Source organism: Methylorubrum populi (genome assembly GCF_002355515.1).
Taxonomy (GTDB): Bacteria; Pseudomonadota; Alphaproteobacteria; order Rhizobiales; family Beijerinckiaceae; genus Methylobacterium; species Methylobacterium populi_A.
On record NZ_AP014809.1, the window covers coordinates 2,673,534 to 2,696,926 of the forward strand.

Consider the following 23,393-nt stretch of genomic DNA (forward strand, 5'->3'; position numbering starts at 1 on the left):
GGGGTTTCTTAAGGACGATCAGGCACCTTGTGACGGTCTCCGGAGCCTGATCGCTGATGCTTGCCGCCTTCCGTCGCTCCGATGCCGCGTCCGTCTTCGACGCCTTGAGCCGCTCGCAGGCGGTCATCACCTTCGCCGTCGACGGGACGGTCCTCGACGCGAACGACAACTTCCTCAGCCTGATGGGCTACCGGCTCGCCGAGATACGCGGGCAGCATCACCGGCTGTTCGTCGACCCACAGGAGGCGGGCAGCCCCGAGTACGAGGCGTTCTGGCAGGGCCTGCGGCACGGCGAATTCCGGACGGCGGCCTATGGACGCCTCGCCAAGGACGGCCGCAAGGTCTGGATCCGGGCCAGCTACAACCCGGTTCTCGACGCCGCCGGCCGGGTCCGGAAGATCGTCAAATTCGCCCTCGACGTGACGACCGAGCGCCTCGCCGCCGCCGAGACGGCCGGCCAGATCGCCGCGATCGGACGCTCGCAGGCGGTCATCCAGTTCGACCTCGACGGAACAGTGCGCAGCGCCAACGCCAATTTTCTCGACGCCCTCGGCTACGCAGCGCACGAGGTGGAGGGCCGCCATCACAGCCTGTTCGTGGGAGCGGAGGAGGCGGCCTCCGCCGAGTACCGCGCCTTCTGGGAGGCTCTCGCCCGCGGCGAGTACCGGGCCGGCGAGTTCCGGCGCGTCGGTAAGGACGGGCGCGATGTCTGGATCCAGGCGACCTACAACCCGATCCTCGATCCCTCCGGGCGCCCGTTCAAGGTCGTGAAGTACGCCACCGACATCACGGAGGCGAAGCGCGCCGCCGCCGACATGGCGGGGAAGGTCGAGGCGGCCCGTCGCTCGCAGGCCGTCATCGAGTTCGACATGAAGGGCACGGTCCTCGATGCCAACGACAACTTCCTGGATGCCCTGGGCTACACCCTTCCCGAGGTACAGGGCCGGCACCACCGGATGTTCGTCACGCCCGACTACGCCGCGAGCCCGGCCTACGCCCATTTCTGGGCGACGCTGCGGGCCGGACAGTTCACCTCGGCCGTCTACCAGCGGGTGGGCAAGAACGGCCGCGAGGTCTGGATCCAGGCCTCTTACAACCCGGTCCTCGACGCGGCGGGGCGCCCGTTCAAGGTCGTCAAATACGCCTTCGACATCAGCCAGAGCATGGCGGTGCGCGCCAGCGCCCTCACCATGGCCGAGCAGACGCTGGGCCGGGTGCGGACGGTGGCGGGAGCGTCGCAGGAGATGCACCGGATCTCGGCCTCCATCGCCGAGCAGATGAACCGCTCGCACGAGGCGGTGGGCGACATCCAGGCCCGCATGAGCGCCGCCGGTGCGCTCTCGGCCAAGCTCGACGATGCGGCCGCCGCGATGACCGGCGTGGTCGAGGTCATCACCGGCATCGCCGAGCAGATCAACCTACTCGCCCTCAACGCCACGATCGAGGCGGCCCGTGCGGGCGCGGCCGGCCGCGGCTTCGCCGTCGTCGCCACCGAGGTGAAGAGCCTCGCCGAGCAGGCGCGCTCGGCCACCGCCCGAATCACCGGCGAGATCGGCGCCATGCAGGCGGTCTCGCGGGACGTCGGCACGGCGCTGGTCTCCACCGCCGCCGTGGTCGACACGGTGCAGGGCTTCATCGCGCAGACGACCGCGGACAGTGAGCGGCAGCGCGCGACGACCGGTCAGGTCAACACCGACATGCAGGCCACCGCCACGAGCGTGGCGGAGTTCGCGAGTCGTCTCGACGCCTGGAACGTCGGCTTGGAGGAACGGCGCGGCGAGGTGCGACATCGGACGGCGCTGTCCGGCCACGTCGCCTTCGTGCCGGAGGGCGGACGCAGGGCCGGCGAGCCGCAGAGCCTGCCCTGCACGGTGCTTAACCTCTCCGAGGGCGGCGCCAAGCTGGCGATCGACGCTGCGGACCTGCCGGAGACCTTCACCCTCCATCTCGACGGCGAACCGCCCCGGCGCTGCCGGGTGGCGCGCCGCACCGATGACGGAGTCGGCGTTCAGTTCGTCTGATCCGAAAGCCCCATCACCCGCGGGCGTCGGAGATCAGCGCGGCCAGCCCCTCGCGATAGGTCGGGAAGGCGAGTTGCACGCCCAACTCCTCGCGGATCAGCCGGTTTCGCACCCGCTTGTTCTCGCCGTAGAAGCTGCGGGCCATCGGGCTCAGGTCGGCGGTCTCGAAATCGATCTCGGGCGGCAGCGGCAATCCGGTGAGTGCTGCCGCGTGCTCGGTCACGGTCTGCGGCGGCGCCGGCTCGTCGTCGGTGACGTTGTAGACCGCGCCCGGCCGCGGACGCTCGATCGAGGCGGCGAGCGTCGCGGCGATGTCGTCCACGTGGATGCGGTTGAACACCTGACCCGGCTTGACGATGCGTTGGGTGCGCCCCTCGCGCAGCTTCACGATCGGGTTGCGGCCGGGGCCGTAGATGCCCGACAGGCGAAACACCTGCACCGCCTTGCCGGTCTCGGCCCCGAGCGCGAGCCAGGCGTTCTCGACGGCGAGGCGGTCGCGGGAGCGTGCGCTCTTCGGCGCGGCGGGGGTCGTTTCATCGATCCAGGCGCCGCCGTGATCGCCGTAGACACCGATGGTCGAGAGATAGCCGATCCAGCGGATGCGGCTCCCCGCGATCGCGTCGCGGTAGCGGACGAGCACCGTGTCGCCGTCCCGGCCGGGCGGAGCGGAGATCAGCAGCACATCAGTATCGGCCAGCTCTTCGGCGATGCGGGGATCGTCGGTCTCAGGCCCGAAAGCGCGGACGGTGAACCCGGTCTCGGCCGCGAGGCTTTTCGCCCGTTCGGGCTCGGTCACCGTCGCCCGCACCGTGTCGAAGCGGGCCAGTTCGCGCTCGGCGAAATGCCGGGCGGAGAAGCCGAGGCCGAAGACGAACAGGTTCATGCGGTGTCAGGTCTCCCGAGGGCGATCCGCTTCCATAGGAAGGCCGGCGGCGGCGCGCCACTCCTCCCTCACATGCGCCTCGGTCTCCCCGCGTCCATGGGCGTCGAACAAATCGTGCAGCCTCGCCCGGCCGAGAAGCCGCCCGCACGCCCAGACCGCGGCACCCCGCACCACCGGATCCGGATCGGTCAAGCTCGCCACCGCCTGTTCGGCGAGACCCGCGTCGCCCGAATTGCCAATGGCGATCAGGACGTTGCGCTGGAAGCGGTCGCGGCCGGTGCGCTTGATCGGCGTGCCGGAAAACCGCGCCCGGAACCCCGCTTCGTCGAGGCGGGCGAGTTCGGCGAGCGGCGGTGCCGCGAGATCCTCGCGGGTGGCCAGGCGCGTCTCCCGCGCCGCGCCCGCGAACTTGTTCCACGGGCAGACCGCGAGGCAGTCATCGCAGCCGAAGACGCGGTTGCCGATGCTCTCGCGGAACTCCCGCGGGATCGGGCCGTGATGCTCGATGGTGAGATAGGCGATGCATCGGCGCGCATCGAGCCGATAGGGCGATGGGAAGGCGTCCGTCGGGCAGATGTCGAGGCAGCGGCGGCAGGAGCCGCAATGGTCGGTCTCGGGTGCGTCGGGTTCCAGCTCCGCGCGGGAAAAGATCGCACCGAGCATCAGCCAGTTGCCGTGCTCGCGCGAGATCAGCACCGTGTGCTTGCCCTGCCAGCCGAGTCCGGCGGCCTGTGCCAGCGGCTTCTCCATCACCGGGGCGGTATCGACGAAGACCTTCACGGGCTCCCCCGATTTCGCGGCAAGAAAGCCGCCGAGTTCCTTCAGCTTGCCCTTGATGACGTCGTGGTAGTCGCGCCGCTGCGCGTAGGCCGCGATGGCGCCGCGATCCGTCAGCCGCACGAGGTCGAGGGGATCGCGCTGCGGCCCCGCATTCATGCCGAGCATGACGATGCTGCGGGTCTCGGCCCACAGGGCGGAGGGTGCCGCGCGCTGCTCGGCGCGATCCTCCATCCAGTCCATCGTGCCGTGGTGGCCGTCCGCCAGCCATGCCGGGAGCCGCTCGCGCAGGGCCGGCACTGAATCGGGCCGGGTGACGCGAAACGCATCGAAGCCGAGATGGCGCGCGCGTGCCTCGATTATCTCGCGCAGGGGGCGGCCGGTGGGGACGGCCTTCTCGGGCCTCAGAAATCCAGATCCGCGTAATGGGCGGCCGGCGGCATCCCCGGCGCCCGGTCGGCCAGGAGCGCGCGGAAGGACGGGCGGGATTTCACCCGCGCGTACCAGTCCTTCGCCATATCGTCCTCGTCCCATGGCACGTCGCCGAGATAGTCCACGCAGGAAAGATGGGCGGCCGCCGCGAGGTCGGCATAGGTCAGATCGTTGCCGGCGAGCCAGCGGCGCTGCCCGATCAGGTAACCGACATATTGGAGGTGATAGCGCACGTTGGTGCGCGCCGCACGAATGGCATTCATGTCCGGAGGGCCGCCCCCTGCGGCGGACGACATGAAGCGCTTGTCGATCTTCTCGGTCACCAGATACTCGGTCACCTCGCTGTTGAACTTGACGAGAAACCAATCGAGCAGGCGCCGCACCTCCACCCGCGCCGTGGTGGTGTCCGGCAGAAGACGCCGTCCGGCAAGGCCGAGCCCCCGCGTCTCGTCGAGATATTCCGCGATCACGCCCGCGCCGGGAATGGCGAGCCCGGTCTGCTCCACCAGCACCGGCGTGGTGCCTGCCGGGTTGATCACGAGGAAGTCGCGGCGGCGCTCCCAGGCCCGTTCCTCGATGAGGGTCGGCTCCATGCCCATCTCGGCCAGGACGAGGCGGATGAAGCGCGAGTTCGGGCAGAACGGAGAGTGATAGAGCGTCGCCATCGAGGCCGTGGTTCAGCGGAAAGAAGGCAGAGCCCTGGGCAGACCGTGTCGCACCGGCGAAATTGGGGCGACGCGCCAGGATTATTTCTCCATCGTTGCCACCTTATTAACAAACGCGCCGCAACCCGGTAACCGCTCGTCAACCCTGCCGCCCCAAAGCTGCCGCATCGCCGTCGTCTGCCGCGCCCCAGCGTGTGCCGGGACATCGGCGTGGGGAACAGCAGGCTCATGGATCTCGTCCTGATCGCGAAGGCGCTCGTGCTCGCCGTGGTGGAGGGTGCCACCGAGTTCATCCCGGTCTCCTCGACCGGGCATCAGCTCCTCATCGGCCACTTCATCGGGTTCCACTCGCCCAACAACACCTTCGAGGTGCTGATCCAGCTGGGCGCGATCCTGGCCATCCTCTACGCCTATTTCGGCAAGCTCTGGGGCATCGCCACCGCGCTGCCGAACGATCCGCGGGCGCGCCGCTTCGTGCTCGCCGTGCTGATCGCCTTCCTGCCCGCGGCGATCATCGGCGGCCTGTTCTCGAAATACATCAAGTTCTACCTGTTCAACCCCTGGATCGTCTGCGCCACCCTGGTGGCCGGCGGCCTCGTGCTGCTCGTCATCGACGACACGGTGGGCGAGCCGAAGGCCGCGCCGCATGACGGGCCGACCGAGCATCCGCGCAAGACCGACGTGTTCGAGTTCAGCCTGCCGATGGCGCTGAAGATCGGTCTGTTCCAGTGCATCGCGATGATCCCCGGCGTGTCGCGCTCCGGCGCCACCATCGTCGGCGCGATGCTGATGGGCGCGAGCAAGCGCTCGGCCACCGAGTTCTCGTTCTACCTCGCCATGCCGACCATGGCCGGCGCCTTCGCCAAGGACCTGCTCGACAACTACAAGAACCTCTCCTCGAACGACGCCCTGCTGATCGTCATCGGCTTCGTCGCCGCCTTCATCTCGGCCCTGATCGTGGTGCGCACGGTACTCGACTACGTCTCCCGTCACGGCTTCTGGCTGTTCGCGTGGTGGCGCATCATCGTCGGCTCGCTGGGCTTCGCTGGACTGATTCTTTTTGGCTGAACCTTCAGGATTTTGAACGAGGCGGACGCGGCGACCCGGACTAAAGTCGGTTGTCGTTCGCCCGCACCTTGTGCGAGGGCTTGCGGCCAAGTCGCCGCTCTCTCAAGAAGCGGTGGGGAAAAGCTCGAAACGTCAAGGTCTCGCCCAAGATGGAAGATCGTCCGCTCGCCGAGTTGTTCGAGCCTGCGACCCGCGAGCGCTGGCGCAGCGCCGTCGAGGCCGCGCTGAAGGGGGGCGATTTCGAGAAGCGCCTCGTCTCGAAGACCGCCGACGGCCTGCGCATCGAGCCGCTCTACGAGCCGGCCGCGGGGGTGACGCAGCCCGTGCGGGCACCCGGGCCCTGGCGCCTGGCGCAGCTCATCGACCACCCGGACACGGAGAAGGCCGCGGCGCAGGCGCTGACCGACCTCGAGGGCGGCGCCGACGCGCTGGTGCTCGTCCATCGCGATGCGCCCGCCGCCCGCGGCTTCGGTCTCGACCTCTCCTCGCTCGACGCGCTCGACGCGGCACTGAAGGGGGTGATGCTGCCGCTGATCGCCCTGAGGCTCGACGCGGGCGCGGCCGGATTCGAGACGGCCGCCCTGCTCAAGCAATTGGTCGAGCGCCGCGGTGACGATCCTGCCGCCCTCGACCTCGATCTCGGGCTCGACCCGCTCGGCGCCCGCGCGGCCACAGGCCGGCTCGAACAGGGGTGGGAGGCGCGCCTCTCCGAGACCGTCACGAGCTTCACCGGATATCGCGGGCGCGTGGCCCTGGCCGACGCCCGCCCCTACCACGAGGCCGGGGCGAGTGAGGCGCAGGAACTGGCGGCCGTGCTCGCGACGGCGGTCGCCTATCTGCGGGCGCTGGAAGCCGGCGGCCATGATCTGGAGCGCGCCCGCGATGCCATCGCGATCCTTCTCGTGGCGGATGCCGACGAGTTCCTGACCATCGCCAAGTTCCGGGCGATCCGGCGCCTCTGGGCCCGGGTCGAGCAGGCCTGCGGGCTCGCGCCGAAGCCGCTGCGAGTCCTGGCCGAGACCGCGTGGCGGATGATGACCCGCCGCGATCCCTTCGTGAACATCCTGCGCACCACGATGGCGTCGGCCTCGAGCGGCCTCGGCGGGGCCGATTCGGTCACCGCTCTGCCCTATACCCAGGCGCTCGGACTGCCCGACGCCTTCGCCCGGCGCGTGGTGCGCAACAGCCAGATCGTGCTGATCGAGGAATCGAACCTCGCCAAGGTCTCCGACCCGGCGGCCGGCGCGGGCGGTTTCGAGGCGCTCACCGCCGAACTCAGCGAGAAGGCTTGGGGTCTCTTCCAAGAGATCGAGCGCGAGGGCGGTATCGCGAAGAGCCTCGAGGCCGGTGCGCTCGCGGGCCGGATCGCGGCGGTGGCGCAGGCGCGGTCGCGAGCGGTGGCGACCCGCAAGGAGGCGCTGACCGGCGCCAGCGAGTTTCCGTTCCTCGCCGAGAAGCCGGTGGCGGTGCTCGATGCCGCCCCGCGCGATCTCCCCCGTTCGGAGGGGGCCTTGCCCTCGCAGCGCCTCGCCGAGCCCTTCGAGGCGCTGCGCGATGCCTCCGACGCGACTCTGACGCGGACCGGCCGGCGTCCGGCGGTGTTTCTGGCCAATCTCGGTCCCGTGGCGGTTCACAATGCCCGCTCGACCTTCGCCGCCAATGCCTTCGCCGCGGGCGGCATCGAGGCCATCGGCAATGACGGCTTCTCCGACACCGGCGCTCTGGCCGAGGCCTTCAAGGCCTCGGGGGCGCGGCTGGTCTGCCTGTGCTCGTCCGATGCCGTCTACCAGACCGAGGCCGTGCCCGCGGCCGAGGCGCTGAAGGCGGCCGGCGCCGGCGCGATCTATCTCGCCGGCAGGCCCGCCGAAGCGGAAGCCCTGCGCGGAGCGGGCGTTCACGGCTTCCTTTTCGCCGGCTGCGATCTGCTGGCGCTCCTGCGGGAGGCCGCCGAGCGGGCGGAGAACTGACGCTCAAGGCCGCGCGAGCAACCTTGACACTGCGGGGTGCGAGACAATCTTCCGGCTGAAACGGGCCCGGGCGGCCCGACTTTCACAGCCGGATCTCAATCTCATGCGTCTGCCGAAATTTGCCGTCGCCACTCTCACTCTCGTCGTGCTGGGCGTCGGGACAGCGGAGGCGGCCAAGCGGAAGGTTCAGGTCCCGAACCGCTATGACGGCCGTTGGAGCATCGAAGTGCTCACCCTCGATGGCCCCTGCGACCGCGCCTATCGCTACGGTGTCCAGATCCAGCGGGGTGAGGCGGTCTACGGAGGCGGCGAGGTCGACATCAGCGGTCGTGTTGCGGCGAACGGAACGGTGAGGGGCACGATCTCCCGCGGCGGCAACGCGGCGCAGGTCTCCGGTCGGCTCTCGGCGAATGGCACCGGGGCCGGCCGCTGGTCGACACTCGGCGATGGCCCGATCAGCTGCAGCGGAAGCTGGAACGCGATGCGGCGCGGCTGATTCCGCCTCGATGCCCAGGCGAAAATATCGGAACGGCTAAGCCATCTGGCCTGTGGCGGCCGGGCGACAGATCGGCACTCGCTCCGCGCCGCACCATGCGAAACCTGTTTTCGCCCTAGATCCGGCGTGATCTTGGGCGAACGGTGCGGGCGTTCGATACCCGTTCGAGGCGCCCCCATGACCGCCGTGATGAGAGCCTTGCCGTTTCTCGGTCTCGCCTTCGTCGTGCTCAGTTCCGCGGCCGAGGCGCGCCCGGCACGGCAGCATGTTCCCGGTTCCGAGCACGCGGTACTGGCGCCGCTCGAGGAGGCGGCAACGGCCTGCTTCGCCGAGACGGTGATCGCCAATCCCAAGGCCATGCGGCTCGCGCGCGACGGGCGCTGGTACGAGGCGGCCGGCGTGACCGGCTTCCTGTGCCGCCCCGAGGTCGATCGCATGGCGGTCGCGCACGACCGCATTTACGGCCGCGGCACCGGTGAACGTTACTTCAAGGGCGCCTACGCCCGACATCTCGACAAGCAACTCGCCGCCCGTCTCCAGCCGCTGCTGGAGCCGAAGACCGTCGCGAGCGCAGAGCCGCCGGCCGAGAAGGCCACCCTCGGCGACGCCGCCACGGAATCGGCGGCGGGCGGTGCGGATCAATGAATGGCTGAAGCCGGATCCGTCTAGCGGATCCGCCGCCAGGTTTGCCGCTTGCACAGCACGCTGAGCACGCAGCCCGCGACTTCGACCGTGTCGGGCCCCTTCGGAGTCACGCTGCCCGCATAGGTCTTTCCGTCGTTCGGATTGTAGAGGCTGCCCTCGAAGCCCGCGCCGCTCGGCGTGCCGGCTTGCATGATCTGGACGCCGACGAGTTTGCGTGTGCGCAGCGCCGGATCAGGGTTCTTGGCATCGACGCCCGGCCCGGCCGTCGCCGCGATCGTCCCGCAATAGCCGTTGCCGCAGCGAGCGATGCGCACCGTCGAACCCGCCGTCTCGGTCTGCCAAAGGCCGGACAGGTCGGAGGTTTTCTGCGCCAGCGCGCTTCCGCCGGATGCCAGGAACAGCAGCCCGAAGGCCGCCATGCGGATCATCGGATCGCGAGGCCTGTTGGCGCACGACGTCGTCATTTCGTCTTCCTCCTCGCCGGTCGTGATCGCCGGCTCGCGACAGCGGTAGTGAGACGGCCACGCTACCGCAAGGTGCGGCGGCGGCGGTGTTTGACAATGCGGCCTTGACTTCACCCCATTCGCGCGGCCTACGGCCCGAGCGAGTCTGCACAGGCGAGTCAGGAGCGGCGGATGCAGGTGATCGAGACCGAGATCCCGGCGGTGAAGCGGGTGATCCCGAAGCGCCACGGCGATGATCGCGGCTGGTTCTCGGAGGTCTACCGCGCCGACCTACTTGCCGAGCGCGGCATCGCCAACGCCTTCGTCCAGGACAACCAGTCCTTCTCCGCACCCGCTGGAACGATCCGCGGCCTGCACTTCCAGGTCGCACCCAACGCCCAGGCCAAGCTGATCCGCGTGCTGGCCGGCGCGATCCTCGATGTGGCCGTCGATCTCCGCTCGGACTCGCCCACCTACGGTCGCCATGTCGCCGTGCGGCTCGACGCGGCGGGCGGCGAGCAGCTGTTCGTGCCCGCCGGCTTCGCCCACGGCTTCTGCACCCTGGAGCCGAACACCATGGTCGCCTACAAGGTGGACGCCTATTACAGCCCCGCCGACGACCGGAACCTGCGCTGGAACGACCCGGCGATCGGCATTGAATGGCCGGTGGCCGAAGCGGATGCGATCCTCTCGGGCAAGGACAAGGCCGCACCGCTTCTGGCCGATCTCGGGCGGGTGTTCTGAGCCGAGATACCGGATGCGTCCAACCGCAAGGGTTGGTATCGAACCGAACGGGGCCGCGATGCAGCCGGGCGTGATCCTCGGATGCCTCGCGTGAACGAAGCAACGGAGTTGAGATCGATGCGCATTCTGGTGACGGGCGGCTGCGGCTTCATCGGCTCCGCGCTCGTGCTGCATCTGGTGCAGGATCTCGGCCACGAGGTGCTCACCCTCGACGCCCTGACCTACGCCGCCAACCCGATCTCGCTGCAGCCGCTGGCGGACGATCCGCGACACCGCCTGGAACAGGCCGACATCTGCGATCCGGCCCGCGTCCACGCGCTCTACGCCGAGTTCCGGCCCGACGCGGTGATGCATCTGGCCGCCGAGAGCCATGTCGACCGCTCGATCACCGATCCGGGTGCCTTCGTGCGCACCAACGTCATCGGCACCCAGGTCATGCTCGACGGCGCCCGCAGCCACTGGGAGAGCCTGTCCGGCGAGGCGAAGGCGAGGTTTCGCTTCCTCCACGTCTCGACCGACGAGGTCTACGGCTCGCTGCCGCCCGACGCCTTCTTCACCGAGGAGAGCCGCTACGATCCGCGCTCGCCCTACTCGGCGTCGAAGGCGGCCTCCGATCACCTCGCGCGCGCCTGGCACGAGACCTACGGCCTGCCGGTGCTGGTGACGAACTGCTCGAACAATTACGGGCCGCGCCACTTCCCGGAAAAGCTGATCCCGCTGATGATCCTGGCGGCGCTGGAGGGCAAGCCGCTGCCGGTCTACGGCGACGGGATGAACGAGCGCGACTGGATCCATGTTGAGGACCATGCCCGCGGCCTCGTCGCGGTGCTGGAGCGCGGCCGGATCGGCGAGACCTACCTGCTGGGCGGGCGCGCGGTTCGGAACAACCTTGCCGTGGTGAAGGCACTCTGCGCCGCCTTCGACCGCCTGCGCCCCGAGAACGGGCCGCACGAGCGCCTGATCACTTTTGTGGCCGACCGGCCCGGCCACGACCGCCGCTACGCCATCGACCCGAGCAAGGCCGAGGCCGAGGTCGGCTGGCGGCCGACCAAGGTGTTCGAGCAGGCGCTGGAAGAGACCGTGCGCTGGTACCTCGACAACGAGGCGTGGTGGCGCCCGATCCGCGAGGGCCGCTACTCGGGCGAGCGGCTCGGCCTCGCTCAGAAGAGTGCCTGAGCATGGACATCCTGATCCTCGGCGGGGCCGGGCAGGTCGGCACGGAGCTTCAGGCCTTTTCCTGGCCCGAGGGCGTGCGGGTCCACGCCCCCGACCGCCAGAGCCTCGACATCACCGACGAAGCGGCCGTTGCCGCCGCGCTCGATGCGCGCGCCTACGCGGCGGTGATCAACACGGCCGCCTACACCGCCGTCGATAAGGCCGAGAGCGAGGTCGCCGCCGCGTGGCGGCTCAACGCGCTGGCACCTGCCATCCTCGCCGCCGAGACGAAGCGGCGGACCATCCCGCTCGTCCACGTCTCGACCGACTACGTGTTCGACGGCTCGGGCGAGGGCTTCTACGCCCCCGATGCGCCGGTGAACCCGCAAAGCGTCTACGGTGCGAGCAAGGCGGCCGGCGAGATGGCGGTGCGCAGCGCGAACCCGCGCCACGCGATCGTGCGCACCGCCTGGGTGGTGAGCCCGCACCGGGGCAATTTCGTCAAGACGATGCTGCGTCTCGCGGGCGAGCGGGAGAAGCTCACCGTTGTCGATGACCAGCACGGCTGCCCGACCTCGGCCGGCGACCTCGCGGCGGCTCTCGCCACCATCGCCCTGCGGATGGCCGGTGACGAGGCCGCGCCGGCCGGCACCATGCACTGCGTCAACGACGGCGCCACCACGTGGTGCGGCTTCGCCCGCGCCATCGTTGCGGGCGCGGCTCAGCGCGGGGGGCGCAGCGTTCCGGTCGAGGGCATTCCGACCACCGCCTACCCGACCCCGGCCCGGCGCCCGGCCAATTCGCGCCTCTCGACGCAGAGCCTGACCGATGCCTACGGCATCGCGCCCCGCTCCTGGGAGGCGGCGCTCGACGACATCCTCGACCGGCTGGTCGGGCCGGTTCGTTCCCACTGATCAGGACGTGTTTCGTATGAAGGGCATCGTGCTCGCCGGCGGCTCCGGCACAAGGCTCCATCCGGCCACGCTGGCGATCAACAAGCAGCTGCTGCCGGTCTACGACAAGCCGATGATCTACTACCCGATCTCGGTGCTGATGCTGGCCGGCATCCGCGAGATCCTGATCATCTCCTCGCCTGAGCATCTCGGCAACTACCAGCGCCTGCTCGGCACCGGCGAGCAGTTCGGGCTGACCTTCACCTACGCGGTACAGCCGCGGCCCGAGGGGCTGGCTCAGGCCTTCCTCATCGGCCGCGACTTCGTCGGCTCGGACGACGTCGCGCTGGTGCTCGGCGACAACCTGTTCTTCGGCAACGGCATGAGCGAGCTGCTCGCCAAGGCACGCGCCCGCAAGAGCGGGGCGACGGTGTTCGCCTATCACGTCGATCATCCCGAGGCCTACGGCGTCGTCACGCTGGATGAGAGCGGCCGCCCGCTGCGGCTGGTGGAGAAGCCCAAGACCCCGGAGAGCCCTTGGGCGGTGACGGGCCTGTACTTCTACGACAATCAGGTGCTCGACATCGCCGCCGCGGTGCAGCCCTCGGAGCGGGGCGAACTGGAGATCACCTCCGTCAACCAGGCCTATCTCGAGCGCGGCCAGCTTCATGTCGAGCGGATGAGCCGGGGCTATGCGTGGCTCGACACCGGCACGCACGACAACCTGCTGGAGGCGGGGGAGTTCGTGCGGGTGCTGCAGCACCGTCAGGGGCTCCAGGTGGCGTGCCTGGAGGAGATCGCTTATCTCCAAGGCTTCATCGGCCGCGAGCAGCTGCAGGCGCGGGGCGAGCTGTTCGCCAAGACCAAGTACGGCCAGAACCTGCTGCGCCTCGCCCGCGAGGGCCGCCGGCCCGATCAGGATTTCTGACGGACGCGCCTCGCCCATTCGCGATGGTGAGGTGAGCCAGAAGCGGACGCGATCGCTATCGTCAGCGATCGCCCTGGATCAGCACCGCGCCGGTATAGGTCTCGGCAACCTCGCAGAACGGCACGCCGCCGACCGTCAGCACTGCCTCGACGGAGAACAGCGGCTCGCCGGGTCCCGGCAGGCCGCCGGTCTCGGGCCGCCACAGCATCGTCAGAGACCGGTTGCGCCGGCTCGGACCCAGCGGGCGCACGACGTGGCCGAAGGGAGCCTGCGTTCCGTCCAGCGCCGCGTTCATGTCAGGCGTCAGGCGCGAGGGCACGTACCAATTGTCGGCTTCCGACAGGACATGGGCGCCGCAGGTGAGTCGCACCCGGCGATAGCGCACCGGCTCGTCCGGACCGACGGCGAGCCGCTCGCGCCGTGCGGCCCCGGGCGGCTTGTCCGGACCAGAGACGCGCACGGCGATGATCCGTGGATCGGAGCTGAGCCCGCGCTCGGCACACCACGCTTCGAGGACGGCGGTGGCGCTCGGCGCGGCGAGCAGGCGGGCGCTCAGCGTTTCGATCAAGGCGCGCGCGCCGGACCCATCCTGCGCCTCCCGGCTCGTGTCGGCCGCCGTTCCGGCGGCCTGCGCTTGCGCCCGAGCGGCGTTCGCGGGCGGCACGGCGGCGCCGAGTGCCGCAAGCCCCACCGTCAGCATCCGTGTCGCCGTCCGCTCCATCGTGCAGCGCAATACGCCGCCGGCCGGCAAAGGTCCACCGCGCCGGGCGTGCTGTCCCCGGCGCGAGGCATCTTACTTGCTGCCGGAGGGCAGGGCGGTGGCGAGAGGTCCGGCCGGGGCAAGCGGGAAGGCGACCTTGCAGCGCTGGCCGCCGGGCAGCTTGAAATCGGGGTTCGGCAGTTCGAGCCGCACGCCGAAGGTGCCGCTGGCCGCGTCGAACACCTGATCGACCACGCTGACCTTGGCCAGATAGGTGCCACCGATCGGCTGGTCGAGCTCGACGGTGGCCGGCATCCCGAGCGCGATCTCCTTCCAGCGGGAGACCGGCAGGTAGGCCTCGACGTAGAGCGGATCGAGCTGGACCAGGGTGAAGATCGCGCTGTCCTGGCGCACGAACTCGCCGGCCGACATCAGCCGCTCGGTGACGATGCCGCGGATCGGGCTGCGGATCATCCGCAATTCGAGCTGCGCCTCGGCGCGCTGCAGCTCGATCCCGGCGAGCTTGTGCTTCAGGATCTCGGTCTGAAGGTCACGCTTGCCGATCTCGTAATCGGCCTCGACCTGATCGAGCTTCTCCTGGGTGACGATCCCCTTCGAGAGCTGGTTCTGGCGGTCGAGGCGGCGCTTGTAGAGCTCGACCCGGGTCTGCTGCGCCTCGATGCTGGCCGTCGAATCCGACTGCGCCCGCGACAGGGCGACGTTGGCCTCCTCCACGCTCGAATCGAGCCGGGCGATGATCTCCCCGGCCTTGACCGTGGCGCCGCGGTTGACCGGCACGCTCTTGAGGATGCCGAGCGTGGCCGAGCCGATCTTCAGCTTCTGCGCCGGCTCCACGACGCAGTCGACGCGGGTTTCCTGGGCGCTCGCCGCACCGGCGGAGAGGCAGAGCGCGACGAGGGCCGCGCAGATCCGGACTCGCCCCATTCCGACCTGGAAGGTCATCGCGAAAACATCCTCATTCTGCGTGGCCGGCGAAGGCCAGGATCCGGTCCTGCATCTGGTCGGAATGCAGCAGGTCGGCGCGCATGCGTCCGTGCAGCCGTTCGGTGCGCATCTGGGCATGGCGCAGCAGGCGCGCGCCGAAGGCCCGGCCGCGCGCGGGGCCGAGCAGCGCCATGATGCGGCGGGCGGGCCCGCGCCCGACGAGCCCGCTCTCCATCAGCGGGTCGTCGAGGGAGAGGATCGCCTGGAAGCAGCCCGGCTCGCCCTGCCGCCCGCTGCGGCCGGCGAGCTGGTCGTCGATGCGCCGGGCGTCCTGGCGCTCCACCATGATGACGTGCAGGCCGCCGAGTTCAGCGATGCCGGGGCCGAGTTTGATGTCGGTGCCGCGCCCGGCCATGTTCGTCGCCACCGTGATGCGGCCCCGCTGCCCGGCCTCGGCGACGATGGCCGCCTCTTCCCCGTCCTGGGCCGCGGAGAGTACCGTGTGCGGCAGCCCGGCCTCCGAGAGATGGGCACTGGCGCGCGCGGAGGCCGCCACCGAGCGGGTGCCCACCAGAACCGGGCAGCCGCGCGCGTGCAGTTCGGCGATGCGTTCGGTGACGCGGCGCCACTTCGCCGCCTCGTCGGGAAGCACCTCGTCGGGAAGGTGGCGTCGCTGCACCGGGCGGTGGGTCGGGATGCGCGCCACCGGCAGCCGGTAGACCGTCCAGAACTCGGCGGCGACGCCGCGCGTCGTACCGGTCATGCCGGAGAGGCGGGGATAGCGCCGGAAGAAGCGTTGATAGGTCATGCGCGCCAGCGTCGAGCGGGCGCCGGAGAGCTCGCAGCCCTCCTTGTGCTCGACCATCTGGTGCAGGCCGTCGCTCCAGCTCCGGTCCGGCATCACCCGGCCGGTATTGGCGTCGACGATCACCACTTTGCCCTCGCGCAGGATGTAGTGCTCGTCGCGGTGGAACAGGTGCAGGGCCGAGAGGGCCTGCCGCACCAGCCCTTCGCGGGTGACGCGCCCGCGCCACGCGGAGGCCTCGCCGCGCCCGTCGCCCGCGGCGAGCGCGGCGATCCGCTCGCGGCCGGAATCGGTCAGGACGATCCGGTGCTCGGCCGCCTCGATCAGGTAGTCCTGCGGGCTCGCCAACGCGCCGGCGATCTCCATGGCGCGGGCGAGCACCTCGGTGCCGAACTGCGAGCCGGCGGGGGCCGAGATGATGAGCGGCGTGCGGGCCTCGTCGATCAAGACGCTGTCGGCCTCGTCGACGATGGCGAAGTGCAGGCCGCGCAGGCGGAGCTGGGCGAGCCGGCTCGCGGCGACGTGCATGCTCTCGAGCTTGAGGCGCACGTCGCTCGCGCGCTGACCCAGGGCGATGCGGTCGCGCAGGTAGTCGAAGGCGAGATCCTTGTTGGTGCAGTAGGTGATGTTGCAGCCGTAGGCCGAGGCCCGCTCCGGCTGCTCCTGCTTTTCCTTGATGACGCCGACGGTGAGTCCGAGGGCGGCGTAGAGGGGGCGCATCTCCTCGGCGTCGCGCTCGGCGAGGTAGTCGTTGACCGTGACGACGTGGACGGGCAGGCCCGCCAGCGCCGCCGCGCCCGCGGCGAGCGTCGCCGTGAGTGTCTTGCCCTCGCCGGTCGCCATCTGGGCGATGCGCCCGTCGAGGAGGGCGGCGGCGCCCATCATCTGCACGCCGTAATGGCGCTGCCCCTTCACCCGCCCCGACATCTCGCGGATCAGGGTGAAGGCCTCCGTGATGTCGGCGTCGCGAAACTTCTTCTGGGCGCGCAGAGCCGCCGTGACCGCCTGGATCCGGCTCTGCAGCGCCTCGTCGGACAAAGCCGCAACAGCCTCGGCCCGCGCCAGGGCGTTGCGGGCGATGTGCGCGTAGCGGCGGCTGGCCCAGCCGGTAAGACCCAGCTGGAGAAGCCCGATGATCCGCGCCGCGGCCTGATCGAGGCGGCTCGCCTTGAGCGGCTTGCGCTCCGAATAGGCCCGCGCCGCCGGCAGGCGGAAGGCGGGCCCGGGGGCGAGCGAGCCGGCGGGAAGGGCGAGGCGGTCAGACACGGAACTGGCTCAGGAAGACCTGACGCAGGCTGCGCAGCGCCCGCCACGCGATCGGCTCCGCCCCGTGATCGAATCGCACGTAGACCCGCTCGCCGAGTACGTTGAAGGGAAGGCCGCCGGCGAGCTGGACGTCGAAGACGAAGATACTCTGGAGCGCCACCGGCTTCTGCGGGTTGCTGGCGTCGACCGCGATGGTGCCGCCGCCCTGCGTCGCGAGAGCCAGGCTCGGGATCTCCTGCTGCGCCCCCGGCACCTCACGCAGGATCGCGCCGGAGAGAACCTGCTCGGGCTTTTCCGCCAGACGGGCGGCGACGCCCTGCGTCCGGCTGCGGATCAGGTCCACGTCGGTCTGCGGCACCACCACCCGCACGACGGGATCGTCGGCGGTGAGCACGTAGCCGATGCGTTCGCCCCGGCGCAGATAGCGTCCCGGCAGATCGACGGCGCCCGGCACGATCAGCCGCCCGGCCTGGCTCGCCCGCACGATGAGTCCGGCTTGCCGCTCGCGGTAGACCCGCAGGATCTCCTGCGTGCTGGCGATCTGCTCCTGAAGGATCTGCGCCTGGACCCGGTCGCCGAGCCGGGCGGCGTCGTAGCGCAGGCGTAGTTCGACGAGCTGCGCCTCCAGCACCGCGACGCGGCTGTCGAGGCTCGGATCCTCCAGCGTCGCCAGGGGCTCGCCGGCCTGCGCGTCGTGACCGGGCTCCACCAGCAGCGCCGTGAGAATGCCGTCGGTCCGGGTGCGGATCTGGGTGTCGTCGGGCGCCCAGACGACGCCCTGCGCCATCGTGGTGTAGGGCAGGGGGACCACGAACAGAAGCGCGAGGGCCGCCCCCGTGGCGGCGCTCGTCAGCGTGATGGCCCGGCCCCGGCGCCGATGCAGCTTCGGATCGGTCAGGACGAATTTCAGCCCCTTCACCAGGGGCGCGACGATGGTGCCGAACAGGGCGAGCCCGGCCAGCAACACGCCGAAGACGAAATACTGGGTGGCGATGAAGGCCGCGATGCCGATCGAGACGATGGTCCGGTAGACGAAGGCGGCCACCGCGTAGACGAGGAGCCAGGGCCGCTCGTCCGCTGCGGTCACGGGACTCTTCGCGTCCTCGATCTTCAGGAGGTAGCGCTCGACCAAGTAGAAGACGTAGCGGTTGGCGCGCGAGCCGAGATTGGGAATCTCGATCAGGTCGGCGAAGATGTAGTAGCCGTCGAAGCGCAGCAGCGGGTTGCCGTTGAACAGCAGCGTCGACACGCTGCCGATCACCATCACGTTGAAGGCCGCCGCCCGAACGAGGCCCGGCTCGGCCGTGGCCCAGACGATGGCGGCCATGCCGGCCAGGAACAGCTCGACGAAGATGCCGGCGGCCGCCACCATCATCCGCTGCCACTTGCTGGGGAAGGCGGCGGAGGCCGAGGCATCGACGTAGGGCGCCGGGAACAGCACGAGCAGCATGATGCCGACCTCGTGCACCTCGCCGCCCCAGGCCTTGGCGGCGCAGGCATGCCCGGCCTCGTGCAGCGCCTTGATGACGGGGTAGAGGCACATCATCAGCGCGACGTTCTGCGCCGAGAGCATCTGGCCCGCGACGTCGCCCGTCAACTCGCCCGCGTGCAGGGCGGCCACGACGAGACCGGCGATTACGACGGCGAGCCAGACTGCGAGCCCCCAGACCGAGAAGATCGGCCGGAAGAACGGCGCGAGCCGGTCGAGCAGCGGATCGGGGTCGAACAGCGGGAAGCGGAGCGCCAGGGGGTTCTTGACCCGGGCGATCAGCGTGCGGCGCGCGGTCGATTCCGAGCGTTCGGCGAGTTCAGCGAGATCCGGCGGCAGGTCGCCCTGGAGCAGGTCCGAGCCGTGGAGCTGCGAGATCAGGCGGATCGTGTCGTCCTGGGTCGGCGGGTCGTCCTCGTTGCGGCGGGCGGCGGCCTCCCACACCTCCTGCAGGGTGCGGCGCCCGTCCATCATGCAGAGGATCAGGTTGGCGGTGGGCGACAGGCGGTGGAAGCGCCCGGTCTGGTGATCCTGCAGAACGTACCAGACCTCGCCGCGAAAGCTCTGCCGGTGGATCTCGGCGTGGCGGCGCAGCCGCGGGCGCAAGGCCGCGACCCGGTACCACGACTGGCTGAACAGGGACTGGGACATGCCGCGATCCCCTCACGGCCACCAGTGCCAGAAGGCGAGGCGCACCCAGTCGACGATCGGCCGGGCCCAGATCCAGGCGAGCAGACGCCGGTCGACATCGACCTTGGCGATGCCTTCCATGCCCGGCCGCAGCCGTGTGGCGCCGTCCGCGATCCGGCCCTCGACGCGGAACAGGTTGCGGCCGTTCCTGGCCTCGGCCACGGGAGTGATGGTCTGGATCGTCAGCGCCTGGGGCTGATCGGGCAGCGAGGTGGCGAGCATGTGCCCGCTCTGTCCCTCGTGCAGGTCGGCGATGACGCGCTCGTCGACGCTGAGCACGACGCGGTAGCTGTCGAGTGGCGCGATCTCGAACAGCACCTGCCCACGGCTGATGGCGCCGCCGATGGATTGCGAGAGATCACCGGAGACGATCAGCCCGTCGAAGGGCGCGGTGAATTTCGAGCGCGCGATCTGCTCGTCGAGCAGGCGGATCTGCGCATCGGCCTGATCGATCTGGCTCTTGACCACGTTGATCGTGGCGGGCTGCCGCGTGGCCAGCGCCTTGTCGTACTCGTAGGTGCGCTGCTGGCGCTCGGTGACCCAGCGCAGGCGCTCCAGGGCGAGGTCCCGATCCTCCAGGGCGGCGAGGAGGTCGCCCTTGCGCACGGTGTCGCCGGCGCGGTGCCCGGCGGTCTTCAGGTAGCCGTCGTAGGAGGCGACGACGGAGCGGCGGACGAGACCTTCGACGCGGGCATCGGCGGTCACGCGGTAATCGGTCTCGATTACCGAGAGCGCCAGGATAGCGGCCAGCGCGGCGGCCAGCCCGAGCTTGAGCCCGGTTCGGTTCGGACCGAAGACCAGGCGCGCGCCGTTCATCACCGCGTCGGCCGCCTTGAGGGCGAGCCAGCGGTCGTTCTGCCGCTTGTCCTCCAGCACGGGACCGATGGCTGCGGCGCAGGCGCTGACCTGCTCGACCGTCTCCAGGCTGAACGGCTGGTCGGCGGGGCGCTCCAGGGTGATGGCACCGACGAAGCGGTCGTCAACGAGCATCGGCACGGTCAGGACCCGGCCGCCATATTGCAGGCGCGCGAGATCGGCATGCGCCGTCGTGACGGTGGCCTCGTTCTCGGGCGGCGGAAACAGGATCAGGCTGCGCTGGTCGATCGCCTCGTTCATGCAGGCGCCGAGGCGGCGCACGAGGTTCATCTCGCGGCCGAACTGGGCCGAGTGCGAGATCGCCGCGATCCGGGCGCTTCCGCGCCGCACGAAGCCGATGGCCGCCCGCTGGCAGGAGAAGGCGATGGCGAGGTCCGTCACCGCGGCGGTGCAGGCCGCGGAGAAGCGCGACTGTTCCAACACCCCGGCGAGCAGGTCGAGCACGGAGCGCGAGCGCGCCAGTGTCCGGCGCTCGCCCCGCCCGATCAGCTCGGCTTGCTTGGCGACGAGCCACGCGCTGCCCCACTGCACCTGACGGATCGCGGCGCGCAGCTCGTCCTTGTCGAGGCTGTCGAGAGCGAAGGCGGTGACGGCAAAGCAGGCGTCGTCGAGCGCCAGCGGCAGCGCGATCCAGGCGCCCGACCCCTGCGGGAGCGCGCCGGGGAGCGGCCCGTCCGCGGCCATCGCCTGGACCACCGGCCGGTTCTCGCGCAGGGCGGCCTCGGCGGTCTCGCGCAGGCCGGCCTCGCACTCGGACTGGGCCGGGAACACGGCGAGCGGGGCGAGCCCGACCGACGTGCCCGGAAGCAGGACGCAGGCCCGCGGCGCGCCGAGCATCGGCGCCTGCAGCGTGAGCCACGCTTCCGCCGCCGCCTGAAGCGTCTGCGATGTCCGGAGCACCTGCCACAGGGCCGGCTCCAGCAGGGAGAGGCGCGCGGCCGGGCCCGCTGCGGACGAAACCGCCGCGGACGCGCCTTCCGCCGCCAAACGCTCGCTCATGGGCCCCGGATTCCTTGACTGACGGCGCTCAGGGTCTTGCTGTGGAAGGGCCTCGACGCCGCGCCGTGACGCGCGGCGGCGGGGCGTGCTGATCAGGCGTCGAGGTCGAGGCGCCCGTGCCGGTTCTCATACTCGGCCAGGACGCCGCCGAGGACGGAATGGAGGCGCTTGGCCGCGAGCGGGGTGAGGATCACGCGGTTGGAGAGATCGACCACCACGTTCTCGGTCGAGGCGAGATTCCAGGTCCGGTTGGTGCCGAAGAACAGATCCACCTGCTCGCGGGTGCCCTGCACGTTCACGACGTTGGCGAACTGCGTCGACATACCGTCCTCACGCCACTCGATCGCACGCACCTGATCGGCGGCACCGGGCTTGCTGCTCTCGCTCACGACTGTTCCCTCATCTGCGCGCATCGCCGCGCGACGTCACTCCGGACCGGTCGACCGCGCCGCCGGGCCGATGCCGGAGCGGATCGCACGACCCAAGTCCTCGTCAAGACATTGCACGAATAAAGCCGCCAATGAACGGCGGCTTGCCTTGCGAACCGGGCGAAACCAAGTCGCCTTGCATTTATGGCACACAGGGCGATAGGAGCTATTGCACGGTTTGTGCGATTCGATCACGAATGGAATGTGGCGCCGACAATGGCCACGAAGAAGATTGCGTTGATCCAGCGTCTCAATTCAAGGATTCCTTCGAGCCCGAGCTGTAATCGGGCGATGCTTCGCTGCGTCCTTCCGGCCCCACGCTGATGCCGGGGATGCGGCACGCACCATCGGCGACGGAGACGCCAGGGCCGGATTTTCCCTTCGTCGACCGGTTCCTCGAGAGCGAGGCCGCCGCGCACGCTCTCACTTTCGCCCTTGCATCCGGTCTGATCGATCGTCTGGCCCGCCGTTCGGAGGCCGCGGCGGCGGGACTCGCCGACGAGTTTCGCCTCGACCCACCGCAATATGCCTGCCTGACCGGCCTTCTCATCGGCGCCGGCATCGCGGCCGAGCCCGCACCTGGCCGGATCGCTCTGAGCGAGGCGTTCCGCGCCGTGCTGCCCTGCCGCGATCTCATCGAGGCGAAGCTCGCCTTCGCCGCCGCCGCGTCGGAGGATCTGCGCCGGCATTTCTCCGCCTTCGTCGCCGATCTGCCGGCCTTCATGGCCGCTTCGCGCACCTTCGAGCTGTTCCGCTACGACCGCTGCTTCGCGATCACGCCCGAGAACCTCGACGCCACCCGGCGCTGGGTCGCCTACACCACCTGTCTCACCCGCTATGAGGCCGGTCCCTGCCTCGACCGGATCGAGCCCGGCCGCCACCGGCATCTGCTCGATCTCGGCGGCAACAGCGGCGAGTTCGCCGCGCAGGCCTGCCGCCGCGTCCCGTCCCTGACCGCGACGGTGCTCGACCTGCCCGTGGTCTGCGCGCTCGGCCGCGACAATCTCGCGGGGCGCCCGGAAGGCACCCGCGTCGCGTTCCGCCCCGGCGACATGCGGCGCGATCCCCTGCCCGAGGGCCACGACCTCATCACCTTCAAATCGGTGCTGCACGACTGGCCGGCGATCGAGGCGCGCGCCCTGCTCGAGCGCGCGACCCGGGCCCTGATGCCGGGCGGCCGCCTCGTGATCTACGAGCGGGCGCCGGTGCCGCTGCGCGCGCGCGCGCTCGGATACGTCCAATCGGCCGACCTCGTATTCCAGCCCTTCTTCCGTGACGCCGGCTTCTATGCCGAGACGCTGGAGGCCCTCGGCTTCGTCGATGGCCGCGTCCGTACCATCGCGCTGGAGACGCCGTTCCACCTGATCGAGGCGCGCAAGCCCGACGGTGCGCCGTGAGCACGCCCTTCGTTCTCGCAGTGTCCGGACCGCCCGGCAGTGGAAAAACCACCCTGTCCCATGCCCTGTCGGCGCGTCTCGGCGGCGCCCCCGTGCTGTCCTACGACGCCTATGAGACCGTCACCGGCTGGCCGCCGGAGCGGGTGGCGGCGTGGCTCGCGGACGGCGCTCCCCTCGATGCGGTGCCCGTGCCGGGCCTCGCCGAGGATCTGGCGCGGCTGCGGCGCGGCGAGCCGGTGCCGGACCGGGAGCGCGGAGGAACGCTGCGCCTGCCGCGGCGCGGGCCGCGTGCCGCGATCGTTCTCGACACCCTGCTCGGCAGGGCCCATCCCGGAACGGGAGCGCAGATCGACCATCTGGTCTGGCTCGACCTGCCGCTCGACGTCGCGCTGGCGCGTAAGCTGCGCAGCTTCACCGAGGAGGCGCGGCGCGACCCCTCTGCGGCCCCCGGATTCCTCGCCGCGCTGGATGCCTATCTCGGCCGCTACGACACCCTGCTTCATCCGACCTACGCGCTGCAGCGCGAGCGGATCCGGCCGGCGGCCGACCAGATCCTCGGAGCCGGCACGCTCACCGAGCATCTCGACGCCATCCAGTCCGCCATTCAGTCCAAACTTGAACCCATCCTCACGGCCGCCTCGACGCCGACGGCGTGAGGCGCGCCGCTCGCGGAGCCGACAA

Annotated in this window: 21 protein-coding genes; 11 read left to right on the forward strand and 10 right to left on the reverse strand. The window is 70.2% G+C overall.

Annotation, left to right across the window (positions count from 1 at the left end):
- Nucleotides 1–56: 56 nt before the first annotated feature.
- Entirely contained in the window at nucleotides 57–2,021 is a 1,965-nt protein-coding gene (locus tag MPPM_RS12340; protein WP_096485319.1) for a PAS domain-containing protein, read from the forward strand.
- A gap of 13 nt (nucleotides 2,022–2,034) precedes the next feature.
- On the opposite strand, the gene MPPM_RS12345 is transcribed toward MPPM_RS12340, so the two are convergent.
- The 3 genes from MPPM_RS12345 to MPPM_RS12355 are packed head-to-tail and all read right to left on the reverse strand — an operon-like array spanning nucleotide 2,035 to nucleotide 4,778.
- A complete protein-coding gene (locus tag MPPM_RS12345) occupies nucleotides 2,035–2,904 on the reverse strand; it encodes an SDR family oxidoreductase (RefSeq protein WP_096485320.1) in 870 nt (289 codons plus the stop codon).
- 6 nt (nucleotides 2,905–2,910) lie between these two features.
- On the reverse strand, nucleotides 2,911–4,041 hold the full coding sequence (queG, locus tag MPPM_RS12350; protein ID WP_096487829.1) for a tRNA epoxyqueuosine(34) reductase QueG: 1,131 nt from the start codon (nucleotides 4,039–4,041) through the stop codon (nucleotides 2,911–2,913).
- Nucleotides 4,042–4,085: 44 nt separating this feature from the next.
- Nucleotides 4,086–4,778, reverse strand: coding sequence for a glutathione S-transferase family protein (locus tag MPPM_RS12355; protein WP_096485321.1), 693 nt, complete (start codon nucleotides 4,776–4,778; stop codon nucleotides 4,086–4,088).
- Between the two features lie 228 nt (nucleotides 4,779–5,006).
- On the opposite strand from MPPM_RS12355, the gene MPPM_RS12360 reads away from it, so the two are divergent.
- The 4 genes from MPPM_RS12360 (at nucleotide 5,007) to MPPM_RS12375 (ending at nucleotide 8,954) form a co-directional block, all read left to right on the forward strand.
- The gene (locus tag MPPM_RS12360; protein WP_096485322.1) at nucleotides 5,007–5,846 is read left to right on the forward strand and encodes an undecaprenyl-diphosphate phosphatase; all 840 of its coding nucleotides are present in this window, start codon (nucleotides 5,007–5,009) and stop codon (nucleotides 5,844–5,846) included.
- A gap of 149 nt (nucleotides 5,847–5,995) precedes the next feature.
- Complete coding sequence (locus MPPM_RS12365; protein ID WP_096485323.1) at nucleotides 5,996–7,813, forward strand: methylmalonyl-CoA mutase subunit beta; 1,818 nt, start codon at nucleotides 5,996–5,998, stop codon at nucleotides 7,811–7,813.
- Between the two features lie 103 nt (nucleotides 7,814–7,916).
- On the forward strand, nucleotides 7,917–8,309 hold the full coding sequence (locus MPPM_RS12370; RefSeq protein ID WP_096485324.1) for a hypothetical protein: 393 nt from the start codon (nucleotides 7,917–7,919) through the stop codon (nucleotides 8,307–8,309).
- A gap of 177 nt (nucleotides 8,310–8,486) precedes the next feature.
- Nucleotides 8,487–8,954: a hypothetical protein gene (locus MPPM_RS12375; RefSeq protein WP_096485325.1), complete on the forward strand. Its 468-nt coding sequence runs from the start codon at nucleotides 8,487–8,489 to the stop codon at nucleotides 8,952–8,954.
- 20 nt (nucleotides 8,955–8,974) lie between these two features.
- Here the strand turns inward: MPPM_RS12375 and MPPM_RS12380 are convergent, their stop codons facing one another.
- Nucleotides 8,975–9,418: a DUF2147 domain-containing protein gene (locus MPPM_RS12380; protein WP_096485326.1), complete on the reverse strand. Its 444-nt coding sequence runs from the start codon at nucleotides 9,416–9,418 to the stop codon at nucleotides 8,975–8,977.
- 171 nt (nucleotides 9,419–9,589) lie between these two features.
- Between MPPM_RS12380 and rfbC the strand changes: the two genes are divergently transcribed.
- From rfbC to rfbA, 4 genes are all read left to right on the forward strand, one after another.
- Complete coding sequence (gene rfbC / locus MPPM_RS12385; RefSeq protein WP_096485327.1) at nucleotides 9,590–10,141, forward strand: dTDP-4-dehydrorhamnose 3,5-epimerase; 552 nt, start codon at nucleotides 9,590–9,592, stop codon at nucleotides 10,139–10,141.
- A 117-nt stretch (nucleotides 10,142–10,258) separates the two neighbouring features.
- A complete protein-coding gene (gene rfbB, locus MPPM_RS12390; RefSeq protein WP_096485328.1) occupies nucleotides 10,259–11,317 on the forward strand; it encodes a dTDP-glucose 4,6-dehydratase in 1,059 nt (352 codons plus the stop codon).
- A gap of 2 nt (nucleotides 11,318–11,319) precedes the next feature.
- Nucleotides 11,320–12,210, forward strand: coding sequence for a dTDP-4-dehydrorhamnose reductase (gene rfbD, locus MPPM_RS12395; protein ID WP_096485329.1), 891 nt, complete (start codon nucleotides 11,320–11,322; stop codon nucleotides 12,208–12,210).
- Nucleotides 12,211–12,226: 16 nt separating this feature from the next.
- Complete coding sequence (rfbA, locus tag MPPM_RS12400; RefSeq protein WP_096485330.1) at nucleotides 12,227–13,117, forward strand: glucose-1-phosphate thymidylyltransferase RfbA; 891 nt, start codon at nucleotides 12,227–12,229, stop codon at nucleotides 13,115–13,117.
- A 61-nt stretch (nucleotides 13,118–13,178) separates the two neighbouring features.
- Here the strand turns inward: rfbA and MPPM_RS12405 are convergent, their stop codons facing one another.
- The 6 genes from MPPM_RS12405 to MPPM_RS12430 form a co-directional block, all read right to left on the reverse strand.
- Nucleotides 13,179–13,817, reverse strand: a complete 639-nt coding sequence (locus MPPM_RS12405; protein ID WP_096485331.1) for a hypothetical protein — start codon at nucleotides 13,815–13,817, stop codon at nucleotides 13,179–13,181.
- 93 nt (nucleotides 13,818–13,910) lie between these two features.
- Nucleotides 13,911–14,780 carry an efflux RND transporter periplasmic adaptor subunit gene (locus MPPM_RS12410; RefSeq protein WP_096485332.1) on the reverse strand — a complete coding sequence of 290 codons (870 nt, stop codon included), beginning with the start codon at nucleotides 14,778–14,780 and terminating at the stop codon, nucleotides 13,911–13,913.
- A gap of 13 nt (nucleotides 14,781–14,793) precedes the next feature.
- Nucleotides 14,794–16,833 (reverse strand): preprotein translocase subunit SecA, encoded by a 2,040-nt coding sequence (locus MPPM_RS12415; RefSeq protein ID WP_096485333.1) that lies wholly within the window; start codon nucleotides 16,831–16,833, stop codon nucleotides 14,794–14,796.
- Nucleotides 16,826–18,973: a PqqD family peptide modification chaperone gene (locus tag MPPM_RS12420; RefSeq protein ID WP_096485334.1), complete on the reverse strand. Its 2,148-nt coding sequence runs from the start codon at nucleotides 18,971–18,973 to the stop codon at nucleotides 16,826–16,828. Before MPPM_RS12420 ends, MPPM_RS12415 begins: the two co-directional genes overlap by 8 nt.
- 12 nt (nucleotides 18,974–18,985) lie before the next feature.
- Nucleotides 18,986–20,887 (reverse strand): GAF domain-containing protein, encoded by a 1,902-nt coding sequence (locus tag MPPM_RS12425; RefSeq protein WP_096485335.1) that lies wholly within the window; start codon nucleotides 20,885–20,887, stop codon nucleotides 18,986–18,988.
- 92 nt (nucleotides 20,888–20,979) lie between these two features.
- Nucleotides 20,980–21,276 carry a DUF3467 domain-containing protein gene (locus tag MPPM_RS12430; protein WP_096485336.1) on the reverse strand — a complete coding sequence of 99 codons (297 nt, stop codon included), beginning with the start codon at nucleotides 21,274–21,276 and terminating at the stop codon, nucleotides 20,980–20,982.
- A gap of 371 nt (nucleotides 21,277–21,647) precedes the next feature.
- Here MPPM_RS12430 and MPPM_RS12435 point away from each other — a divergent pair, with 371 nt between their 5' ends.
- Both MPPM_RS12435 and MPPM_RS12440 read left to right on the forward strand, forming a co-directional pair.
- Complete coding sequence (locus MPPM_RS12435) at nucleotides 21,648–22,712, forward strand: methyltransferase (RefSeq protein WP_096485337.1); 1,065 nt, start codon at nucleotides 21,648–21,650, stop codon at nucleotides 22,710–22,712.
- Nucleotides 22,709–23,368: a nucleoside/nucleotide kinase family protein gene (locus tag MPPM_RS12440; RefSeq protein WP_096485338.1), complete on the forward strand. Its 660-nt coding sequence runs from the start codon at nucleotides 22,709–22,711 to the stop codon at nucleotides 23,366–23,368. Before MPPM_RS12435 ends, MPPM_RS12440 begins: the two co-directional genes overlap by 4 nt.
- Nucleotides 23,369–23,393: the final 25 nt, after the last annotated feature.